A 16,853-nucleotide genomic window follows, 5' to 3' on the forward strand; every position below is an offset into this window, starting at 1 on the left:
GCAGAGGGGAATCCCATGAGTATCAGAACTGCGGACAACGAGGCGCTCGTTGTCCGAGAAATCGAAGAGGTATGGAATAGCGGTGGCAACCTTGATGTACTGGATGACGTCGTCGCGGAAGATTTCGTGTACCACAGTCCGATGATGGACATGGAAGGTCGTGACGAGTACCGCGAAATGGCAGCGGAAGTCCGCGATATCTTCTCCGACATGGAAATGACGGTCGAGGACGTGGTATCGGCGGACGACAAGGTGGTCGTTCGGTACACTGCATACGGAACCCACACTGGTGAGATGATGGGTATCGAACCAACCGACGAACGAATCGAAATGACGGGGGTCTACTTCGACCGAATCGAGGACGGGAAAATCCAGGAACGGTACGACGTCGCCGACGAACTGGGAATGTTCGTCCAACTCGGTGTAGTCGAACTGCCCGAGATGGAAGAATAAGGCCGACACCTAACCGAGCGGTGTCTTTTCCCTGGCTCTCGATTCGACTCGCATGAATGCAAACGTCTTCTCCTGGAGATGAAAACGTCGTCTCTTGGAAATCCGTTTACCTAGGCCGGAACGGTTCGACAGTAACGACTCGATCGTGTATACACGAACGACGCGCCCATGAACCGAGGATTATCCGGGCGGAAACGTCCGGTGTCGTTTCTCCTCTCGATTCGGCTATCGGTTTTCTCGCTGTAGGCATCATCTACGGACCCGACATTTTGCGTCGAACCACTCACCGTTTCCCGAAATCTTCCCCTGGTTTCCGGGTGAACGATGTCTTTCGTTTATCGTCCCGGTTGGTGTACCTGGTTTCCGGGGGAAACACCTTGAGTATCAGAACCGCGGACAACGAAGCACTCGTCCAGAGGGAAGTCAGGGAGGTATGGGACAGCGGTGGGGACCTCGAAGAGATTTCCGACCTCGTTACCGACGACTTCGTCTATCACAACCCGATGATTCGTGACCCGGTTCACGGACCGGACGAGTATCGAGCACTGGCCGAGACGTTCCGTAACGCCTTCTCGGACATCAAGATGGAAGTCGACGAAATGTACGCCGTAGACGACGTAGTGACGACGCGATATACGACGCGGGCGACGCACGACGGCGAGATTTTCGGCATCGAACCGACCCACACGAAGATCGAAATCACGGGTATCCTCATCGACCACCTGAAGGAGGGCAAACTCGAAGAGCGACACGTCAACGACGACGCATTGGGCTTGTTCGAACAGATCGGTGCCGTGAAACGCCCCGACGAGGGTCGACCGGACTGAACCCAACCCGGACAAACGAACCTCTTTTGGGCGAACCACGCCAAACCAGTTCCAATGAACGTACTCGTCGTCGGAGCGGGCGCGATGGGTCGCTGGTTCGGCGAGTCGATACACTGCGACCTCGCGTTCGCCGATGCAGACCCTGCAGTCGCGGAAAACGCCGCAAACGAACTCGGTGGACGAGCGGTCGAACTGGACACATCCGAGACGTTCGACGCGGTCTGCCTCGCGGTACCCCTCCCCGTAGTTGAAGGGGCAATCGAAGAACACGCCGTGAAGGCCGAACGGGCCCTACTCGACCTGACCGGTGTGATGGCCGAACCCGTTTCCGCGATGGCCGAGCGGGTCCCCGACAAGGAACGCGTGAGTCTCCACCCGCTGTTCGGCCCCGAAAACGCGCCCGGGAACGTGGCAGTCGTCGTCGATGAACCGGGACCGGTGACCGATGACCTCCTTTCTGCCCTCGAATCACGTGGCAACACGCTCGTCGAGACGACGCCGGACGAACACGACGAGGCGATGAAAACGGTTCAAGCGAGCGCTCACACGGCGATCCTCGCGTTTGCACTGTCCGCGAACTCGGTTCCGGACGGGCTACGAACCCCCGTCTACGATTGCCTCACCGACCTTTCGGCCCAAGTCACCAGTGGGGATTCGCGCGTCTACGCCGACATTCAGGCCGCCTTCGACGGTGCGGAGGATGTCGCGGCCGCCGCCAACGAACTCGCTGACGCCACCGTGGAGGAGTTCGAGCACCTGTATCGGGACGCTAAATCGAACGGTGATACGAACGCGTATCGGAACGAAACCGATCCGGAGGGAAAACGATGAACGCCGACCAGCGAGAGCAGGTACGCTCAAACGCGCTCTACCTCCGCGACGTGCGTCCCATCGACCCGGACGAAATAGCGGAGTACGTCGAGGAGCAACCACATCCGGCGGTGGTCCGGCAGGTGCTGCGCGAGCAGTCGCTCGATTTGGGTCTCGTCGAACGCGACGATGGAACTTTCGAACCGGTCTCGGAAGAACCGATCGCGCCGGATTTTCGCGGCGTCGAGTCGTTTCCGGAAAAATACGGCCGGAAACTGGAGGACCTACTGGTTGGGGAGTTCGGACTCGGGTGGCCGGACGGCGATTCAGGCGACGAACTGCGCGAGACGATTCGTCGCCTCAAGCAGGAGTATTTTGCACAGAACCCGGTCGAATACGACTATCGCGTGGCGCTCGGCTACGCGATTTACCACCTTCCGGATTATTACGCCGTGGTTCAGTACGCACTCTCGGAACTCGCGGAGCGCGGTCTGCTTTCCCGAAAACTGCGGGTGCTTGACGTCGGTGCTGGCGTCGGCGGCCCGGCACTCGGATTGCACGACTTCTATCCCAACGACAGTTTGGTCGAGTATCACGCCGTCGAACCGAGCGAGGCCGTCGACGTGTTCGCTGCGATGATGGAGGAAACACGGGAGAACTTCCACACGACGATACATCGGGAGACTGCGGAAACGTTCGACTCGAAAAACGAGTACGACCTTGTCCTGTTCGCCAACGTGCTGAGCGAGGTGGACGACCCCGAAGCGGTCGTGGAAACGTATCTCGATATCCTCGCCGAGGACGGGGCGATGGTTGCCATCGCTCCGGCCGACAAAAACGCGAGTATCGGTCTCCGGGAGGTCGAACGAAGCGTCGCCGACCGGACGACGGTCTACTCGCCGACGCTTCGACTCTGGCCGAACGAGGAACCACAGGACCGTGGCTGGTCGTTCGACGTACAACCGGATTTCGAAACGCCGGCGTTCCAGCGACGACTGGACGAGAGTGACGACAGGGATAAGAGGGACAGTGGCGGGTCGGACGAACGAGGCGATGGCGAGTTCGTCAACGTCGACGTACAGTACTCACACGTGATTTTGCGGACCGATGGGATGCGACGACGGGAGTTTACCGCCGATCCCGCGTGCTCCGCGAAGATGGCGGAGATGGAGCGTCACGTGACGGAGCGTGTCAGCCTCGTCGCCGTGAAACTCAGCCATTCCCTGTCTGCGGGTGGACGAAACGAGGTGTTCAAAATCGGAGACGGGAGCGAAACGGTCAGCCATTTCGCGGTGCTGACGAAGGAAACGGCACTCAACCGTGCGCTTCGGGAAGCGGCATACGGGAGCCTCCTCTCGTTCGAAGAGGTGTTGGTACTCTGGAACGAAGACGAAAACGCGTACAACCTCGTGGTCGATGAAAAGACGGTCGTTGACCGCCTCTGATTAGTTCGTTTCGACGACCTCTCGGACGTAATTGTAATACGAACCGAACTTCCCCTCGTCGTTCGGTGATAACGGAATGTTGTTCTCTGCCAACAGTTCAACCGTTTTTCGTGGCTTACACTCGAACCAAATGGACAACACGTCTACATTCCGCTGTGCATACTCGTAGTTGAGTTCGAGTGTCCGCGCGTCAGTGACGTTTCCCTCCGCCATGGCCATCTAGTCAGAGTCAGTGTCAGGACATAAATCCATGTGGTTCGTTAATCATCGATGCTGAATTATAATAGGGCGAGAACTATTGACGCGGATTTGACATCGGTATTCGACGAACTCGGAAACGGTCCCCTCGAACCGTTTGTACCTCTGTCGTCACTCATCCGCTCTCTTGTCGATTTTGCAATCCTCGCGACTCACCCATCTCGCCGGTTACTTTCCCGGCGTCCGTCAGTCGAACGGTGCACTTTTGCGCTCCCGTTCCGACCCCACTCCCATGAGCGACCCTCTCGAAATTCTTCTGACGAACGACGACGGGATCGACAGCCCCGGTATCCACGCGCTGTACGACGCGCTTCAGGAGGTCGGAAACGTAACGACCGTCGCGCCTGCAACCGATCAGAGTGCTGTAGGTCGGGCGATGTCCTACGAAGTCGAGGTCGAAGAACACGAAATCGGCTACGCCGTCACGGGAACCCCCACCGACTGCGTCGTAGCGGGACTGACAGAACTCGGACCCTACCCGGACATCGTCGTCTCGGGGTGTAACAACGGTGCGAATCTCGGTGCCTACGTCCTCGGCCGTTCGGGAACCGTTAGTGCGGCGGTCGAAGCCGCGTTCTTCGACGTTCCTGCAATCGCCGTCTCGCTTCACGTTCCAAACCACATGTGGCCACACGATACGACGAAACCGGAGTACGAGGAGGCCGCCCGTGCGACGACGTATCTCACCGAACACTCGCTCGACGCGGGCGTGTTTGAGCAGGCCGAATATCTGAACGTCAACGCTCCCATGCCGGGCGATGAACCGGCGTCGATGGAGGTGACGCGTCCCTCGCACGTATACGACATGAACGCCACGAACGATGGGGGTGTCGTCACCCTTCACGACTTGACGTGGGAACAAATGGACGACGAGACGCTCCCCGACCCGGATGGAACCGACCGAAGGGCAGTGTACGAGGGGAGAGTGAGCGTTTCGCCGCTTACCGCACCACACTCCACCGAACATCACGAATCGCTGGACGAACTGGTTACTGCCTATCACAAATAGCTATGTAACCCGTGCACGTCGGCACTACTGTTTTATTCGTCGGTGACTAACGGACCCCCGACAAGAGGGGGAAGGGGAAATATAGTGAGTCAGATCGATATCAGCCGACTCGCACTCGACACGCTCCCAGTAAACGTCGCCGTTCTCGATGATCGAGGCGTGGTAGTGGCGACGAACGGGACATGGGAAGAGTTCGGCCGGGAAAACGGCCTTACGACGACGACGCTTGGCAGTAGCTATCTCGACGTGTGTGATACCGCCAACGACCCGACCGCACGGAAAGCGGCGACGGGAATCAGGGATATCCTCGGCGGGAAACAGACCGAGTTTACGCTCGAATATCCGTGTCACTCGCCGACTGAGAAACGGTGGTTCATCATGTACGCCATGGGTGCGACGACCGGTGACAACTCATACGTCGTCGTTGCACATCTGAACGTTACGGACCGCAAGCAACAAGAGTTTCAGGTGGAGCGGTATCAGACCATCGTCCAAAACGTTCCGCTCGTACTCTTCGTTCTCGACGCTGACGGCACGTTCACCCTCTCCGAAGGTCGCGGACTGGCGTCTCTCGGACTCACCGACGGCGAAGTCGTCGGTGAGTCGGTGTACGATCGATACGGCGAGGTTCCACAGATCGTGGCGGACTGCGATGCGGCACTCTCCGGCGAACAAGTCCGCTCAACGACGGAACTCGGCGATCTCGTCTTCGAGGTAGTCTATCGACCCGTGTTGAACGGCGAAGGGGAGGTAGACCGCGTCGTTGGCGTCGCGATAGACGTGACGAAACGGGAGCGACACGAACAGGTCCTCGGCTCGCTCTCGGACCTCACACGGGAGTTGCTGGAAGCAGAGACCCCCGGCGACGTGTGTGCACTCGCCGTCGAAGGGGCGGCCACGGTTCTCGATCTCCCGGAGACGTTCATCGCGCTTTACGACGAATCCGAACGAGCGTTGCGGGTTCGCGCAGGTGAACTCCCGGACGAAACGTTCCCGGATGGACTGTTAGAGACAGAGGACGATGGTGGTCTCGCATGGCAGTCGTTCATCAAGAACGAACCGCGATTCAGCGATGAAATCGCCATCCTTCCCCTCAGCAGCCACGGTGTTTTCGTTACGAAAGTGTCTGACGATGCGACACTCGACGTCGCTGAACTCTGTGCCGCAGCGGTTGAGTCGGCATTGGGACGAGCGGACCGGGAACGAACTCTACGAGAGCACGAAGCCACCCTCCGTCGGCAGAACGCGGCGCTCGAACGGCTCAACGAATTGAACGAAAGCATTCGAGGCATCGACCGAGCGCTCGTCGAAGCACGAAGTCGCGACGAAATCGAACAGGCTGTCTGTACTCGGCTGACGAGCGGTGGCCCTTACCGCTTTGGGTGGATCGGGGAACACGACCCCGGAACTAAAACGGTGAATCCCCGTGAGTCGGCGGGCGTGAGCCGTGGCTTTCTCGATACGGTCACCGTCACTCCCGACGACATAGATTCGACGGACCCGACGGGAACCGCGATGCGGACGGGCCGGGCACAGGTCGTGCAAGACGTCCTCCGTGAACCACCATCGGAACCGTGGCAACGTGAGGCACTCAAACGTGGCTATCGATCGGTCTGTGCGCTTCCGCTTCATTACGAAGACGCCGTCTATGGCGTCCTCACGGTCTACTCGGACAGGAAGGGGACGTTCGACGACTTGGAACGTGCAGTCCTCGACGACGTGAGCCAAACGGTCGCCTACGCGATCAACGCAGTCGAGAGCAAAAAAGCGCTCACCGGCGGCGACGTAATCGAACTCAAATTCGACGTGGTGGACCCTGCCATCGTTTTCGTGTCCGTCGCATCCGAAACCGGCGGCCGTGTCGAGTTCAAGGGCATGGTTTCCGAATCCGATGGCGCACCGAAATGCTTCTTTACCGTTCGAGATGCGGCAATCGAAGACGTACTCGATGTCGCGTCTCACTCGCTCGAAATCATCGATGTCGAACACGTCAGCGACCGATACGACTCCACGCTGTTTTCAGCAACACTGACGGAGTCGAGTTTTATCGGGACGCTTCTCGACCACGGTGCGGTGCCTGAGTCGTTCTTCGTAGAGGATTTGCCTGGACGAGTGATCGTCCGATTGCCCGCGAACGCTGACATTCGAACGTTCGTCGAGGTACTTCAGCGTCGGTTCCCCGCCATCGAACTTCGAAGTCGCCGTCAGCGAGAGCACACATCGAAATCCGGGAATTTGGACGTTTTGCTCACTGAAACATTGACCGAAAGACAACGTGAAACGCTGGAAGCTGCCTACTTCAGTGGCTTTTTCGATTCGCCGCGAAAGAGTACCGGCGAGGAAGTGGGACGCTCGCTCGGAATCTCTCAACCGACGTTCCAACATCATCTCCGTGCCGCGGAACGAAAACTGCTCTCCCAACTGCTCGAACGAGGGGTCTAGATAGATAGATGCCACCGTTTGAGGGGGCGTTCAATCTAGCTGAAAGGGACTTGCCCGAACATTCCGTATCAATAATCATGAGAACAGACGTACGACGGCGCCCCAACGGCCAAGACGGTGACCAGCCGAGTCTGGCCGTTCTCTCTGCCGTGATGGATAGAGCGGGATACGACGATGCGACCGATTTCGATACGTGCTTATACGACGTTATCGACCCGGACGCGCTCGATGCGCTCTTCCATCGGCGGACAAGAAACGCCCGCGTCGAGTTCTCACTCGACGGATACACGGTACACGTCCATAGCAGCGGGGCAGTCGAGGTCCTCGATGAGTGACGATGGACGGGCAACGCACGGACAATAACGGTCCGGACGTCCTCGGTGAAGAGCAGGTCTGTGCGAACTGCGGTGATACCATCGAAATCGGGTCGTGGCACCCCGTTCTCGCCGAGACGGATGACAGTGGCATGTTTCACCTGTATCCGTTCTGCAGTCCCCACTGTCGGGATGTGTGGAACCGTACGCAAACAACCCAGAATCGAGAATGACTGAACAACGACCAAGCAACATCGAATACAGCGAGTACGAAGACGAATACGGTGTCGTAGCGATGTTTTACGATCCCGAAAACCAGCGAGCGTGGATCCGCGCCAGCACGACGGTCCCGGTACGAAGGTAAGGGGGTGTGGGGTCGAACCGTTTTCTGACGGCCCCTTCTCGTTCTCTGCGGATAGCAGTTTGCCGCGAATCCTTGAAACGTGAAGAATATTATCCAAAAGCGTACTACTACCATCCGTGCACGCAAGATTCATCGAGTTACTGGAGAACAATTCGGAGCACGCAACCGAGTTTCAGTCCCGATTCGACGATGTACAGGATTCCCAGCATCCGGACGTTGTCACCGTTTGCTGTTCGGACTCACGTGTCCTACAGGATCACATCTGGGGGAACGACGAACCCGGCCAAATCTTCACCTGTAGCAACATCGGAAACCGCGTCGTTCAGCGAACCGACTCCGGTGAGGTCGTCTCGGGAGACGTTCTCTATCCGGTCGAACATACGGGAACGGAAACCATCGTCGTCGTCGGACACACCGGTTGTGGAGCCGTTACCGCGACGTACGACGACGTGACCGATGGGGTCTCCGAACCGGCCGGTATCGAGCATTGCCTTGGACTGTTGAAGCCGCATCTCGAAGGCGGCGTCGAACTACTCCCCACGAACCTGAACAGAGCGGAGGCGATAAATCGACTCGTCGAATACAACGTCGATAGGCAGGTCGAATTCCTCGGGAAGAGCGACGAAATCCCTTCGAACGTCGATATCATCGGCGTCGTATACGATTTCCAGGACGTTTACTCCGATAACCGGGGACAAGCTCACGTCATCAACGTCAACGGCGAAACTGCCGTCGAGACACTGCAGGAGGAGTATTCGGAAATCGCCCCACGAATCGCACGACTGTGGGAGTATTGAACGTTCCAACGCTTAACAGCTCCAAACCCCCCGTCATAGCGAGCCGAAAAACGAATTGAGGTCGTCGGCGACCAACTTCGGTTCCTCCCATTCGAGAAAATGGCCGCCTCGAGAGGCCTCCCGCCAGCGGTCGATTCGATAGGTTCGTTCTGCCCACTCCCTCGGCGTGGGGAACATATCCGCCGGAGCCATCAACATCGCCGTCGGAACGTCGAGGCGTCCCCATTCGCCGGGGTCGTGGGCAGATTCGTAGTAGAGTCGCACGGAGGAGGCAATCGTTTCCGTGGTCCAATAGATAGTCAAGTTGGTCAGCAGTTCGTCCTTGGTGAACGAATCTTCAACGTCGCCGTCGTTGTCGCTCCACGTTCGAAATTTCTCGACGATCCATGCCGCTAAACCGACTGGTGAGTCGTTCAAACCGTAGGCGAGCGTTTGGGGTTTCGTCGATTGTTCCATCGCATAGGCCGCCTCCTCTCGCATCCACCGTTCGGCGTTTTCGAGAAACTCGACTTCGGCGTCAGTTGGGTCGTCCGGTATCTGACCTTCATCGACGCGCGGGTTCGTCCCACTGAAATGAGCGCCTATCAGGGAGTCCGGATAGTTGAGCCCGAGTTGAACGAGCACACCGGCCCCGATGTCGCTTCCTCGACCCGCATATCGATCGTATCCTAACTCCTCCGTCATCAGCTTCTGGAACAGATTCGCGATATGGGGGACGCTCATCCCGCGACGAGTCGGGCGGTCGGAAAATCCGTATCCCGGCAAAGACGGGACAACGACGTCGAACGATATCGACGCGTCGATATCGTAGTTCGACGGTCGGGTCAGCATCGGAACGATATCCAGCATCTGCACGAACGAACTCGGCCAACCGTGCAGGAGTAAGAGCGGTATCGATTCGTCCCCTTCACCGCGTTCGTGAACGAAGTGAATGCCGAACCCATCGAGGGAAGTTCGATACTGGTCGAACTCGTTCATCCACTCCTCCTGTTCATCCCAATCGAACTCACCTCGCCAGTAGTCGATTAGCTCTTGGAGATACGAACGGTTGACACCGTATTCCCATCCCGCGTCTTCGATCTCGTCCGGCCATCGGGTTCGGTTCAATCGAGTTTGGAGGTCGTCGAGCGCCTCCTCCGGAACAGCGATCTCACATTTTTCGACCATGTGTCCCTCCTCTACTACCTTCGGGACAGAACGACAAAACCACCGCTGATGAGTGCACGCTCCAGTTCCGGACAGACAGTCGTTTACTCCCCATCGGTTCGATAGCTGAAAGCCGGTCCCACGGCCCGCTAGCCGTTCGGTAGCAGTCGCAAGCAGGACGCTTTTGCACCCTTCGCTTGGAATTCCGACTATGGGAAACCACGAGAACTCCTGGTTGGGACCTCAAAAAAGAGCAAAGCCACTCGTCCGGGCCGGAGTTCTTCTCGGATTGGGGTTGGGCGGCTTTTTCGACGGCATCGTCATCCACCAAATCCTTCAATGGCACCACATGCTGACCTCTCATCCGAACCCGAGCGTCGCCAACGATATCCGACTGAACATGATGGCCGACGGCCTCTTTCACGTCGCCACGTACGCCTTCACCGTTCTCGGAATCGTCCTCCTCTGGCGTGCATGGCGAACCCCCGTCGTTCCTCGGTCGGGGCGAACGCTACTCGGAAGCACTGTTCTCGGATGGGGCTGTTTCAACCTTATCGAGGGTATCGTCGATCATCACCTCCTCGGCATTCATCACGTCTGGCCGGCCGGTCCCGGTCCCGTTCTCCTCTGGGACCTCGTATTTTTGGCATCGGGTGTTCTGTTCGTCGTCGTCGGATACATCGTAATTCGGAACACCAAGTCAGTCCCGGAACCATCCGAAACGGAGACGATATCGCACTAACTGCCCACTCGACCTTCGCTCCGGCGGACGGATCGATTTTCACACCGCTGGCGAACGAAACGGAGTTCGGTTCTTATACTCCCGACAAGAATCCTTCACTCCGACCGCTAACCATGCAGAACGACCTATTTCCTACAGACGCCGAAAGTGAACGGCTTCGGTACGAACCGTTTCACGAATCGGTCGAAATCCTCGACCTCTACGAACATCATCGTTCCGGCGAGATGGATGTCGTGATGCGCCCGCTCGGGGAGAACCCACACGCGACGCCGAAGGCGACGATGGACGAACTACAGTCAGCCAAAGAAGCGTGGGAATCCGGCGAGCGAGCGACCTACACCATCTCTTCGAAATCCGACGGCGAATTCGTCGGCGTCGCCGAACAGTGGCTCGAATGGGACAAGCGTCGAGCTTCGTTTGGGATGTGGATACGCGAGCCGTTTTGGGGACGTGGGTGTTCGAGTGAACGGGCCGGTACGATGTCGTACGTCGCCTTCGAATGGCTGGACCTCGACCTCGTGAGCGTCGGCCACGATCCCGAAAACGAACAGTCCCGACGTGCAATCGAGAAGTACGTCGATGCCTACTGTGGACAGCACGATGCTGTCCTCCGAAATTGGCTCCCATCGAATGACTTCGGTGACCCGACGGGCGTTCACGTGTACAGCATACTACAAGAGCAGTGGCGGGAGAACGTTACCACAGCGGAAATAGCGACGATTCGAGTCGGTGCATGATTCAAACTTGGAATCCGAAACGTGAGCTCCCGTCCGAGTTAGCACTGTCCCTACTTCTCGCTGTTTTTGTTATGGACGAACCTCGTGTAGAGTGGTTTCTCGGATGGCTCTCTCATCGGCTTCGTGCTTTTAGGCTCTCGAGTGTCGGACCGCTATCACAGCGAATGCTTTTGCTTACATGAAGTGTAGCTCCGCTATGATAGGACGGATATGGCACGGGAGAACGCCCGCAGGAAAAGCGGATGCATACTTTGAATTCCAGAAGGAGCGGGCGATCCCCGATTACGAATCAATCGACGGAAACCTCGGTGCGTACGTGTTCCGCCGTATCGAAGGGGATGAAGCCCACTTTTTGACGCTCTCGTTTTGGGAGTCGAGAGACTCCATTCGACGATTCGCCGGCGAGGACATCGAATCAGCGAAGTATTACCCCGAAGACGAGGATTTCTTGTTGGAGTTCGAGCCAACCGTTATGCACTACGAGGTGTATCCGCGAAACGACTGATACGCGGTGTATTGGTATCTACTACCGACTCTCCCGCTGTTCGACCTTGTTCAATTCGATGAGTAGTCTGAAAACTGCCTTCACTAAATTCGAATCCACGTCGAATCGTTTGGCGTTTTCACCCGCTCTGTCCATCACTTTCTGCTCTTGGCCCTCGTCAGTCGTCGGAATATCCTCGATGGATTTTACTTGGGCCACCGTCTCGGCAACGTAGGTTCGTCGGGCGATGAGTTCCACGATTTCGCGGTCGATGGATTCTATCTCTTCGCGGAGCTCCGCGAGCGTCATATCGTTCGGGTCCCGTCTGATTGCGTCGTCGTTAGCCACGTTGTGCCCTCCAGTGATTCCCATCTTTCCTGTACATCCTCTAAAACCTCCCGCCCGCCGACGGCGACGAAGCTCGGGCCGGTCCCCGAGAGAGAGACCCCATCCACGTCCGGTAGGGCGGAAAGCAGTGGGTCGGTGGGGAACCCGAGCGCACCACAAAACGCGAACCCGTTGACCGTCATCGCTCGCCCGTACTCCCCATCGAGTGCGAGATCCGCTACCAACTCGGCCATCGGTGCGACTCGTCGACAGCGCGAAACGTCCGCATCCGACGAGAACGCCTGCTCCGGTGGCGTAAATACGAGCACGTCCCACGACACTTCCTTCCGAGCGAGCAGTTCGTCGCGATTGTTGTCGGTAACCGTAACTCCTCCGAGCATGCTCGCACTGGCGTCGTCGAACGCCCCCGTTGCCGTCACGCCGACGTCGCGGGCGGCTCGCACCCCGAGTCGGCAGGCGTCTTCTCGTTCCATCTCCACGTCGAGTGCGGACAGCGTCGCCAGGACAGTGGCGTTCGCGGCGGCGCTCGAACTCTTCAACCCGGATGCCATCGGAACGTCACTTTCGGTACGAACCGTTCCACCGAGGGACCGATCCGCGTCGGCGAAGTCGAGAACCGACTCGACACACCGCTCGATGAGGCGGGTGTCGGCGTTCGGCGCGTCCGCGATTTCACCTCGAATCCCGTCCGAGTCGTCCAGCGTGACCTCTGCAGTAGTGTATTCATCGATAGCGAACGCGGACCCGATGCCGGTGGCGAGTGCGTTGAGTACGGTTCCGGCGGCGGGTGCTTTCGCGCGGCCGTTCATGGCCGCGCTTCGCGGGGTGAGTTCTTCAGGGTGGCGGTAGACGCAATTCGTGACCGCTTACGTGGTGGTCGATTCAGGGTGTTCGTCGGTCGGGTCACTGAGTTCGCCGATGACCTCCTCCAGTGCGTCGGTTGCGGTGACGAGGCCGACGACTTCGCCCTCTTCCATCACCAGTGCGAGTTCCTGGTTTTCGACCTGAAACAGGTCGAGTGCGTCACTAATCGAGGTGTCTCCCGCGATGGTCATCGGTGGGTGTGCAACCTCTTCGAGAGTGATTTCACCCGACTTGAGGTCGTCGTCCGCACGATATAGTGCGGGCATGTAGACGTTGCCGTGATAGTCTGAAAGCGAATCCCCAACTAAGGGGAATCGTGTGTACGTGCTATCTTTGACCCGTTTTATGTTCGCTTCGGGGCTATCCGTCGTCGAGAGCAAAACGATGTCCTCACTTGGAACCATGATATCCCGTATCGCGATTTCTCCGATTTTGAGGGCATTCATAACCTCTTGATAGCGTTCGTCGGCTAAATCACCCTGATCGAGCACATCGCCGAGTTTGTTCCGAAGGTCAGCACGGGATTCGATTGCGTCGGTTTCGGCGTCTTTCCACGCCCCTGTGATTTCCACGCCGAATAGTCGTAGGGTCCACTTTGCGACGCCGTCACCGAGGGTAATTATCGGGGCGATTGCGCGGTAGAACCAGTATAGCGGAGTTGCTCCGTATCGGCAGACGAATTTCGTGCGCTCGACACCGAGGTATGTCGGAGTTTGTTCCCCATGTGTCAGGTGGACGAGATTGATAATGAGGAACCCCAGCAGTGCCCCAGCACCGACTGATGCAAGTCCCGTATCCGCGAACATCGGCTCGAAGATGGCCGCCAATGCTGGTTCCGCGACAATTCCGACTGCGATGCTTGACGCGGTAATACCGACCTGGCAGCTGGTTAGATACAGTTCGAGGTTCTCAGTCATCTCCCACGCCCGCCGTAGACCGGATGTGTCGAACTCCGATTCCGGATACTGACGAACACGGGTAAGCGCGAATTCGATGGCGACGAAGTAACCGTTTGCCAGTATCAACAGCAGTCCAGCGACCAGTCGCATCGCTATTACGGCGGATTCCATCGTCCGGAGGTACTGACTCCAATTATTTGATTCCGGTGGCCGTTTTCAAAGCTGTACGTAGCCACAGTGAATACAAAATTATTTATTCCCACTTTTAGCACGAAAATACAGCAAATATCCGATTCTTCCTGATTCGATCTACACCACGATATCCGGTCAATACCGACGTGCGCCCGACACGGAACGCGGGCCTTTTCCCCATCCCCGGATAAACCACGATTATGAGCGTCCGTAACGATGTTTCCCCCGACACCCTCGGCGTCGAACTCACGGAAGACGGTATCGTCGTCGAGTACACCGACGGGCGAGAAGCGTTCTACAACGGGATTCCACAGAAAGTACAGAATACCCTCCGAACGCAGCCCGGCAAACTCGTACAGGTGCTCGTGACCGACCCGACCGAGACGGAAGGCGTGATGACGTACGTCAACGACCGCAAAACGCACGACGAAATCCTCGAATCGACCGGCGTCGGTCGGATCATCGTCGAACCGGGCGAGGAAGAGGAACTGTTTCCGGGCGTGACGGTGCGCTCGGAGGGTTACGCCATCGAAGTCGAGGCCGACCCGGAAATCGCCCGTGGTCGCGTCTTCGTCTTCGAAGAGGACGAAATCGGGGAACGCTCGTTCGAGTTCGTGAACGAGGACGACTGATGCCGCTCACGAAACGCTGGCGATCGCTCGACAGAGCCGCGGTCGGAAGCGCCCCGGAACGATGGGGGATGTACGAACTCGGTACGGACGGCGAAATAGAATCCATCGGCACTGGGGTCCTCCGCGACGAACTGAAGACCGAACTGTCCTACAGCGGGGCTGAACAGGTCAGATGGGAGGCGTGTCAATCACGGGAACACGCGGGAAAGCTGGCGGCGGAGCATCGAGAACGAGCAGGGTTAGGCTGAGCGGCGGTTCACGTCGTAGGCGATGATACCGGCGACTGCGACCAAAACAACGACCAGTGACGTGCTCGTCATTGCATCCGGTCCAAGACTGACGACGACGCCGACCAGCAGAGAGACGCCGAGTGCGAGGAGAACCACGATTGCTGCCAAATACGTCTCGATTTCGGGCATATGAGGCGGATTCGATGTCACTACGACGTGAACTTATCGGGTTGTGTCGATTTCCAATACTGGAAATTTTCGAACTTCCTCCGGCCGTTCGCCGTGTATGGATACTAACGGATATTCGTGGTAAACCCGAAAGAGCGTCGAAATCGAGGTATTCGTGCTCACCGCGCTCGCGACACTGCTCCGAAGTTCGACTTCCATCCCGAAAGTCAGTTCACGGACGATGAAACCCGCTTTTCGTCCGCCTCTTTCCACTCGCCCAGTCCGCCGGGGTCCAAGTGGATGTGAACGTCGCCGACCTCCTCGCGCGCCATGAGCGCGTCTCGGAGGTCGGTTTCGATGTCGTGGGCCTCGATAAACGTGTGGTTTGCCGACACCTCGGCGTGAAACTCGACTTCGTAGACGGTTCCGGCGTAGTAGGCGGTGAAGTCGTGCACTCCGTGAACGTCGCCGTGGGACCGAATCGTGTCCTTCAGTTCCTCGCGGATGTGTTCCGGGGCGGCGGAGTCGATGAGATAATCGACGTTTTCGCGCGACACTTCGATTCCTTGGTGAATGACGAGGAGACTGACGAGTCCGCCAGCGAGTGGATCGAGGATCGGGAATCCGCCTGCCATCCCCACGACGCCGACGACTGCCGCGGCAGTCGTGTACAGGTCGTTTTTACTGTCAGCGACGAGCGCGGACAGGCCGGGCGACTGCACGGTGCGATTGACGCGTTTCGTATACCAGTAACAGAAATATCGGTCAACGAAGGCGAACCCGAGCGCCACAACGAGGTAGATGCTGTAATCTGATTCCGGTGTCGAGAGAATCGATTGCCATGCGTCGGAAAGCAGTTTCAAACCGAGGAGAACGAGCGTCCCTCCGACGAAGAGGGCGGTGAGGGGTTCGACTCGCTCGTGACCGTGTGGGTGGTTCTTGTCCGGGCCTTCGAACGAGAGGCGACCCCAAACCAATACCACCGCACTGGCCAACAAATCGGCGACGGAGTGGGCGGCGTCGGCGACGAGCGCGAGGCTTCCGAACGCCAGTCCGAGTCCGCCCTCTACCACGATTTTGAGGACGTTCGTGATGACGTTGACCCAGGACGCCTTGAGAAACTCGGTACGGTGGTCACCCATTCATTTTTTACCCAATCCGGGCACGATTATGAATATATTCATTAGAGTTAACAAATGTGGATTTTAGATCCGGTCTAAAACTAGATTTCGTCCGTGATATGCGGGAATAACCTCCCGTTCGAGGGTTTCGTCTCCCGTTCGAATCGCAGTTCGTTACCGGTCAGAAGATTCGTCGAGTCATGATGAGGAATCCAACCACGAGCAACCCGATACCCCAGTAGAGCGAAGGGTAGGGAAGCCATTCGAGGAGGAGCGTGACGACGCCGGACGTAAATAGCGACCAACCGATAGTCGTGTGATATCCCATACTCGGTAACTGACGGCCACTCCCTTCAGTACTCTGCCTGCGCGAATCGAAAATAATCCGTTCGAAACGCTCACTGGATGTACGACGGGCCTTCTGCGTCACAGTTCGTTTCGTGTTGTCTCGCATCCTCCCGGTCGTCGAACATCAACCCACATTCCTCACACCGGTACCATGTCTGGTCGTCACGCTCGGTTTGGGCCACCATAATTGAAGGAAGGCGAGCATCGGATAAATGCATTTCTG

24 protein-coding genes are annotated in these 16,853 nt (G+C 57.7%); 15 read left to right on the forward strand and 9 right to left on the reverse strand.

Annotation, left to right across the window (positions count from 1 at the left end):
- The first annotated feature begins 15 nt into the window (after positions 1–15).
- The 4 genes from OOF89_RS14230 to OOF89_RS14245 all read left to right on the forward strand — a co-directional run bounded on the left by OOF89_RS14230 (position 16) and on the right by OOF89_RS14245 (position 3,535).
- On the forward strand, positions 16–453 hold the full coding sequence (locus tag OOF89_RS14230) for an ester cyclase (protein ID WP_266077349.1): 438 nt from the start codon (positions 16–18) through the stop codon (positions 451–453).
- A gap of 377 nt (positions 454–830) precedes the next feature.
- Positions 831–1,280, forward strand: a complete 450-nt coding sequence (locus OOF89_RS14235; RefSeq protein WP_266077351.1) for an ester cyclase — start codon at positions 831–833, stop codon at positions 1,278–1,280.
- A gap of 54 nt (positions 1,281–1,334) precedes the next feature.
- Complete coding sequence (locus tag OOF89_RS14240; RefSeq protein ID WP_266077353.1) at positions 1,335–2,111, forward strand: prephenate dehydrogenase/arogenate dehydrogenase family protein; 777 nt, start codon at positions 1,335–1,337, stop codon at positions 2,109–2,111.
- Positions 2,108–3,535 (forward strand): small ribosomal subunit Rsm22 family protein, encoded by a 1,428-nt coding sequence (locus OOF89_RS14245; RefSeq protein ID WP_266077355.1) that lies wholly within the window; start codon positions 2,108–2,110, stop codon positions 3,533–3,535. The genes OOF89_RS14240 and OOF89_RS14245 overlap by 4 nt, the downstream gene beginning before the upstream one ends.
- Here the strand turns inward: OOF89_RS14245 and OOF89_RS14250 are convergent, their stop codons facing one another.
- Positions 3,536–3,754, reverse strand: a complete 219-nt coding sequence (locus OOF89_RS14250) for a hypothetical protein (RefSeq protein ID WP_266077357.1) — start codon at positions 3,752–3,754, stop codon at positions 3,536–3,538.
- 271 nt (positions 3,755–4,025) lie between these two features.
- On the opposite strand from OOF89_RS14250, the gene surE reads away from it, so the two are divergent.
- From surE to OOF89_RS14280, 6 genes are all read left to right on the forward strand, one after another.
- Positions 4,026–4,802, forward strand: coding sequence for a 5'/3'-nucleotidase SurE (surE, locus tag OOF89_RS14255; protein WP_266077360.1), 777 nt, complete (start codon positions 4,026–4,028; stop codon positions 4,800–4,802).
- 84 nt (positions 4,803–4,886) lie between these two features.
- Positions 4,887–7,244 (forward strand): bacterio-opsin activator domain-containing protein, encoded by a 2,358-nt coding sequence (locus tag OOF89_RS14260; RefSeq protein WP_266077361.1) that lies wholly within the window; start codon positions 4,887–4,889, stop codon positions 7,242–7,244.
- A 77-nt stretch (positions 7,245–7,321) separates the two neighbouring features.
- Positions 7,322–7,579 carry a HalOD1 output domain-containing protein gene (locus OOF89_RS14265; RefSeq protein ID WP_266077363.1) on the forward strand — a complete coding sequence of 86 codons (258 nt, stop codon included), beginning with the start codon at positions 7,322–7,324 and terminating at the stop codon, positions 7,577–7,579.
- A 2-nt stretch (positions 7,580–7,581) separates the two neighbouring features.
- On the forward strand, positions 7,582–7,791 hold the full coding sequence (locus OOF89_RS14270; RefSeq protein WP_266077365.1) for a DUF7576 family protein: 210 nt from the start codon (positions 7,582–7,584) through the stop codon (positions 7,789–7,791).
- Positions 7,788–7,922 (forward strand): DUF7331 family protein, encoded by a 135-nt coding sequence (locus OOF89_RS14275; protein ID WP_266077367.1) that lies wholly within the window; start codon positions 7,788–7,790, stop codon positions 7,920–7,922. Before OOF89_RS14270 ends, OOF89_RS14275 begins: the two co-directional genes overlap by 4 nt.
- A 116-nt stretch (positions 7,923–8,038) precedes the next feature.
- Entirely contained in the window at positions 8,039–8,719 is a 681-nt protein-coding gene (locus tag OOF89_RS14280; RefSeq protein ID WP_266077368.1) for a carbonic anhydrase, read from the forward strand.
- Positions 8,720–8,752: 33 nt separating this feature from the next.
- Here the strand turns inward: OOF89_RS14280 and OOF89_RS14285 are convergent, their stop codons facing one another.
- Positions 8,753–9,886 carry an epoxide hydrolase family protein gene (locus OOF89_RS14285; protein WP_266077370.1) on the reverse strand — a complete coding sequence of 378 codons (1,134 nt, stop codon included), beginning with the start codon at positions 9,884–9,886 and terminating at the stop codon, positions 8,753–8,755.
- Positions 9,887–10,076: 190 nt separating this feature from the next.
- Between OOF89_RS14285 and OOF89_RS14290 the strand changes: the two genes are divergently transcribed.
- From OOF89_RS14290 to OOF89_RS14300, 3 genes are all read left to right on the forward strand, one after another.
- Entirely contained in the window at positions 10,077–10,607 is a 531-nt protein-coding gene (locus OOF89_RS14290; protein ID WP_266077372.1) for a DUF2243 domain-containing protein, read from the forward strand.
- 113 nt (positions 10,608–10,720) lie between these two features.
- Positions 10,721–11,344, forward strand: coding sequence for a GNAT family N-acetyltransferase (locus OOF89_RS14295; RefSeq protein WP_266077374.1), 624 nt, complete (start codon positions 10,721–10,723; stop codon positions 11,342–11,344).
- 196 nt (positions 11,345–11,540) lie between these two features.
- Positions 11,541–11,849: an antibiotic biosynthesis monooxygenase family protein gene (locus OOF89_RS14300; protein ID WP_266077376.1), complete on the forward strand. Its 309-nt coding sequence runs from the start codon at positions 11,541–11,543 to the stop codon at positions 11,847–11,849.
- Positions 11,850–11,870: 21 nt separating this feature from the next.
- On the opposite strand, the gene OOF89_RS14305 is transcribed toward OOF89_RS14300, so the two are convergent.
- The 3 genes from OOF89_RS14305 to OOF89_RS14315 are packed head-to-tail and all read right to left on the reverse strand — an operon-like array spanning position 11,871 to position 14,110.
- On the reverse strand, positions 11,871–12,137 hold the full coding sequence (locus OOF89_RS14305; protein ID WP_266079804.1) for a chorismate mutase: 267 nt from the start codon (positions 12,135–12,137) through the stop codon (positions 11,871–11,873).
- The gene (locus OOF89_RS14310) at positions 12,134–12,985 is read right to left on the reverse strand and encodes a shikimate kinase (RefSeq protein WP_266077378.1); all 852 of its coding nucleotides are present in this window, start codon (positions 12,983–12,985) and stop codon (positions 12,134–12,136) included. The genes OOF89_RS14305 and OOF89_RS14310 overlap by 4 nt, the downstream gene beginning before the upstream one ends.
- A 57-nt stretch (positions 12,986–13,042) precedes the next feature.
- Positions 13,043–14,110: a CNNM domain-containing protein gene (locus OOF89_RS14315; RefSeq protein ID WP_266077380.1), complete on the reverse strand. Its 1,068-nt coding sequence runs from the start codon at positions 14,108–14,110 to the stop codon at positions 13,043–13,045.
- A 221-nt stretch (positions 14,111–14,331) separates the two neighbouring features.
- Here OOF89_RS14315 and OOF89_RS14320 point away from each other — a divergent pair, with 221 nt between their 5' ends.
- Both OOF89_RS14320 and OOF89_RS14325 read left to right on the forward strand, forming a co-directional pair.
- Positions 14,332–14,763, forward strand: coding sequence for a DUF5796 family protein (locus OOF89_RS14320; RefSeq protein WP_266077382.1), 432 nt, complete (start codon positions 14,332–14,334; stop codon positions 14,761–14,763).
- Positions 14,763–15,011 (forward strand): DUF7508 domain-containing protein, encoded by a 249-nt coding sequence (locus OOF89_RS14325; RefSeq protein ID WP_266077384.1) that lies wholly within the window; start codon positions 14,763–14,765, stop codon positions 15,009–15,011. Before OOF89_RS14320 ends, OOF89_RS14325 begins: the two co-directional genes overlap by 1 nt.
- On the opposite strand, the gene OOF89_RS14330 is transcribed toward OOF89_RS14325, so the two are convergent.
- From OOF89_RS14330 to OOF89_RS14345, 4 genes are all read right to left on the reverse strand, one after another.
- Positions 15,003–15,182, reverse strand: a complete 180-nt coding sequence (locus OOF89_RS14330) for a hypothetical protein (protein WP_266077385.1) — start codon at positions 15,180–15,182, stop codon at positions 15,003–15,005. The genes OOF89_RS14325 and OOF89_RS14330 overlap by 9 nt on opposite strands.
- Positions 15,183–15,388: 206 nt before the next feature.
- The gene (locus OOF89_RS14335; protein WP_266077387.1) at positions 15,389–16,303 is read right to left on the reverse strand and encodes a cation diffusion facilitator family transporter; all 915 of its coding nucleotides are present in this window, start codon (positions 16,301–16,303) and stop codon (positions 15,389–15,391) included.
- A 160-nt stretch (positions 16,304–16,463) separates the two neighbouring features.
- Positions 16,464–16,610, reverse strand: a complete 147-nt coding sequence (locus tag OOF89_RS14340) for a hypothetical protein (protein WP_266077389.1) — start codon at positions 16,608–16,610, stop codon at positions 16,464–16,466.
- A gap of 70 nt (positions 16,611–16,680) precedes the next feature.
- On the reverse strand, positions 16,681–16,815 hold the full coding sequence (locus OOF89_RS14345; protein WP_266077391.1) for a DUF7128 family protein: 135 nt from the start codon (positions 16,813–16,815) through the stop codon (positions 16,681–16,683).
- Between the last annotated feature and the right edge of the window lie 38 nt (positions 16,816–16,853).

The sequence above is a fragment of the Haladaptatus caseinilyticus genome, assembly GCF_026248685.1.
GTDB classification, from domain to species: Archaea; Halobacteriota; Halobacteria; order Halobacteriales; family Haladaptataceae; genus Haladaptatus; species Haladaptatus caseinilyticus.

Excerpts from the sequence above, each read along its gene's own strand:
- OOF89_RS14230 (WP_266077349.1), top strand. The coding sequence starts at position 16 with ATGAGTATCAGAACTGCGGACAACGAGGCGCTCGTTGTCCGAGAAATC.
- OOF89_RS14240 (WP_266077353.1), top strand. The coding sequence starts at position 1,335 with ATGAACGTACTCGTCGTCGGAGCGGGCGCGATGGGTCGCTGGTTCGGC.
- OOF89_RS14245 (WP_266077355.1), top strand. The coding sequence starts at position 2,108 with ATGAACGCCGACCAGCGAGAGCAGGTACGCTCAAACGCGCTCTACCTC.
- OOF89_RS14250 (WP_266077357.1), bottom strand. The coding sequence starts at position 3,754 with ATGGCCATGGCGGAGGGAAACGTCACTGACGCGCGGACACTCGAACTC.
- surE (WP_266077360.1), top strand. The coding sequence starts at position 4,026 with ATGAGCGACCCTCTCGAAATTCTTCTGACGAACGACGACGGGATCGAC.
- OOF89_RS14265 (WP_266077363.1), top strand. The coding sequence starts at position 7,322 with ATGAGAACAGACGTACGACGGCGCCCCAACGGCCAAGACGGTGACCAG.
- OOF89_RS14270 (WP_266077365.1), top strand. The coding sequence starts at position 7,582 with ATGGACGGGCAACGCACGGACAATAACGGTCCGGACGTCCTCGGTGAA.
- OOF89_RS14275 (WP_266077367.1), top strand. The coding sequence starts at position 7,788 with ATGACTGAACAACGACCAAGCAACATCGAATACAGCGAGTACGAAGAC.
- OOF89_RS14285 (WP_266077370.1), bottom strand. The coding sequence starts at position 9,886 with ATGGTCGAAAAATGTGAGATCGCTGTTCCGGAGGAGGCGCTCGACGAC.
- OOF89_RS14290 (WP_266077372.1), top strand. The coding sequence starts at position 10,077 with ATGGGAAACCACGAGAACTCCTGGTTGGGACCTCAAAAAAGAGCAAAG.
- OOF89_RS14295 (WP_266077374.1), top strand. The coding sequence starts at position 10,721 with ATGCAGAACGACCTATTTCCTACAGACGCCGAAAGTGAACGGCTTCGG.
- OOF89_RS14300 (WP_266077376.1), top strand. The coding sequence starts at position 11,541 with ATGATAGGACGGATATGGCACGGGAGAACGCCCGCAGGAAAAGCGGAT.
- OOF89_RS14305 (WP_266079804.1), bottom strand. The coding sequence starts at position 12,137 with ATGACGCTCGCGGAGCTCCGCGAAGAGATAGAATCCATCGACCGCGAA.
- OOF89_RS14310 (WP_266077378.1), bottom strand. The coding sequence starts at position 12,985 with ATGAACGGCCGCGCGAAAGCACCCGCCGCCGGAACCGTACTCAACGCA.
- OOF89_RS14315 (WP_266077380.1), bottom strand. The coding sequence starts at position 14,110 with ATGGAATCCGCCGTAATAGCGATGCGACTGGTCGCTGGACTGCTGTTG.
- OOF89_RS14320 (WP_266077382.1), top strand. The coding sequence starts at position 14,332 with ATGAGCGTCCGTAACGATGTTTCCCCCGACACCCTCGGCGTCGAACTC.
- OOF89_RS14325 (WP_266077384.1), top strand. The coding sequence starts at position 14,763 with ATGCCGCTCACGAAACGCTGGCGATCGCTCGACAGAGCCGCGGTCGGA.
- OOF89_RS14330 (WP_266077385.1), bottom strand. The coding sequence starts at position 15,182 with ATGCCCGAAATCGAGACGTATTTGGCAGCAATCGTGGTTCTCCTCGCA.
- OOF89_RS14335 (WP_266077387.1), bottom strand. The coding sequence starts at position 16,303 with ATGGGTGACCACCGTACCGAGTTTCTCAAGGCGTCCTGGGTCAACGTC.
- OOF89_RS14340 (WP_266077389.1), bottom strand. The coding sequence starts at position 16,610 with ATGGGATATCACACGACTATCGGTTGGTCGCTATTTACGTCCGGCGTC.
- OOF89_RS14345 (WP_266077391.1), bottom strand. The coding sequence starts at position 16,815 with ATGGTGGCCCAAACCGAGCGTGACGACCAGACATGGTACCGGTGTGAG.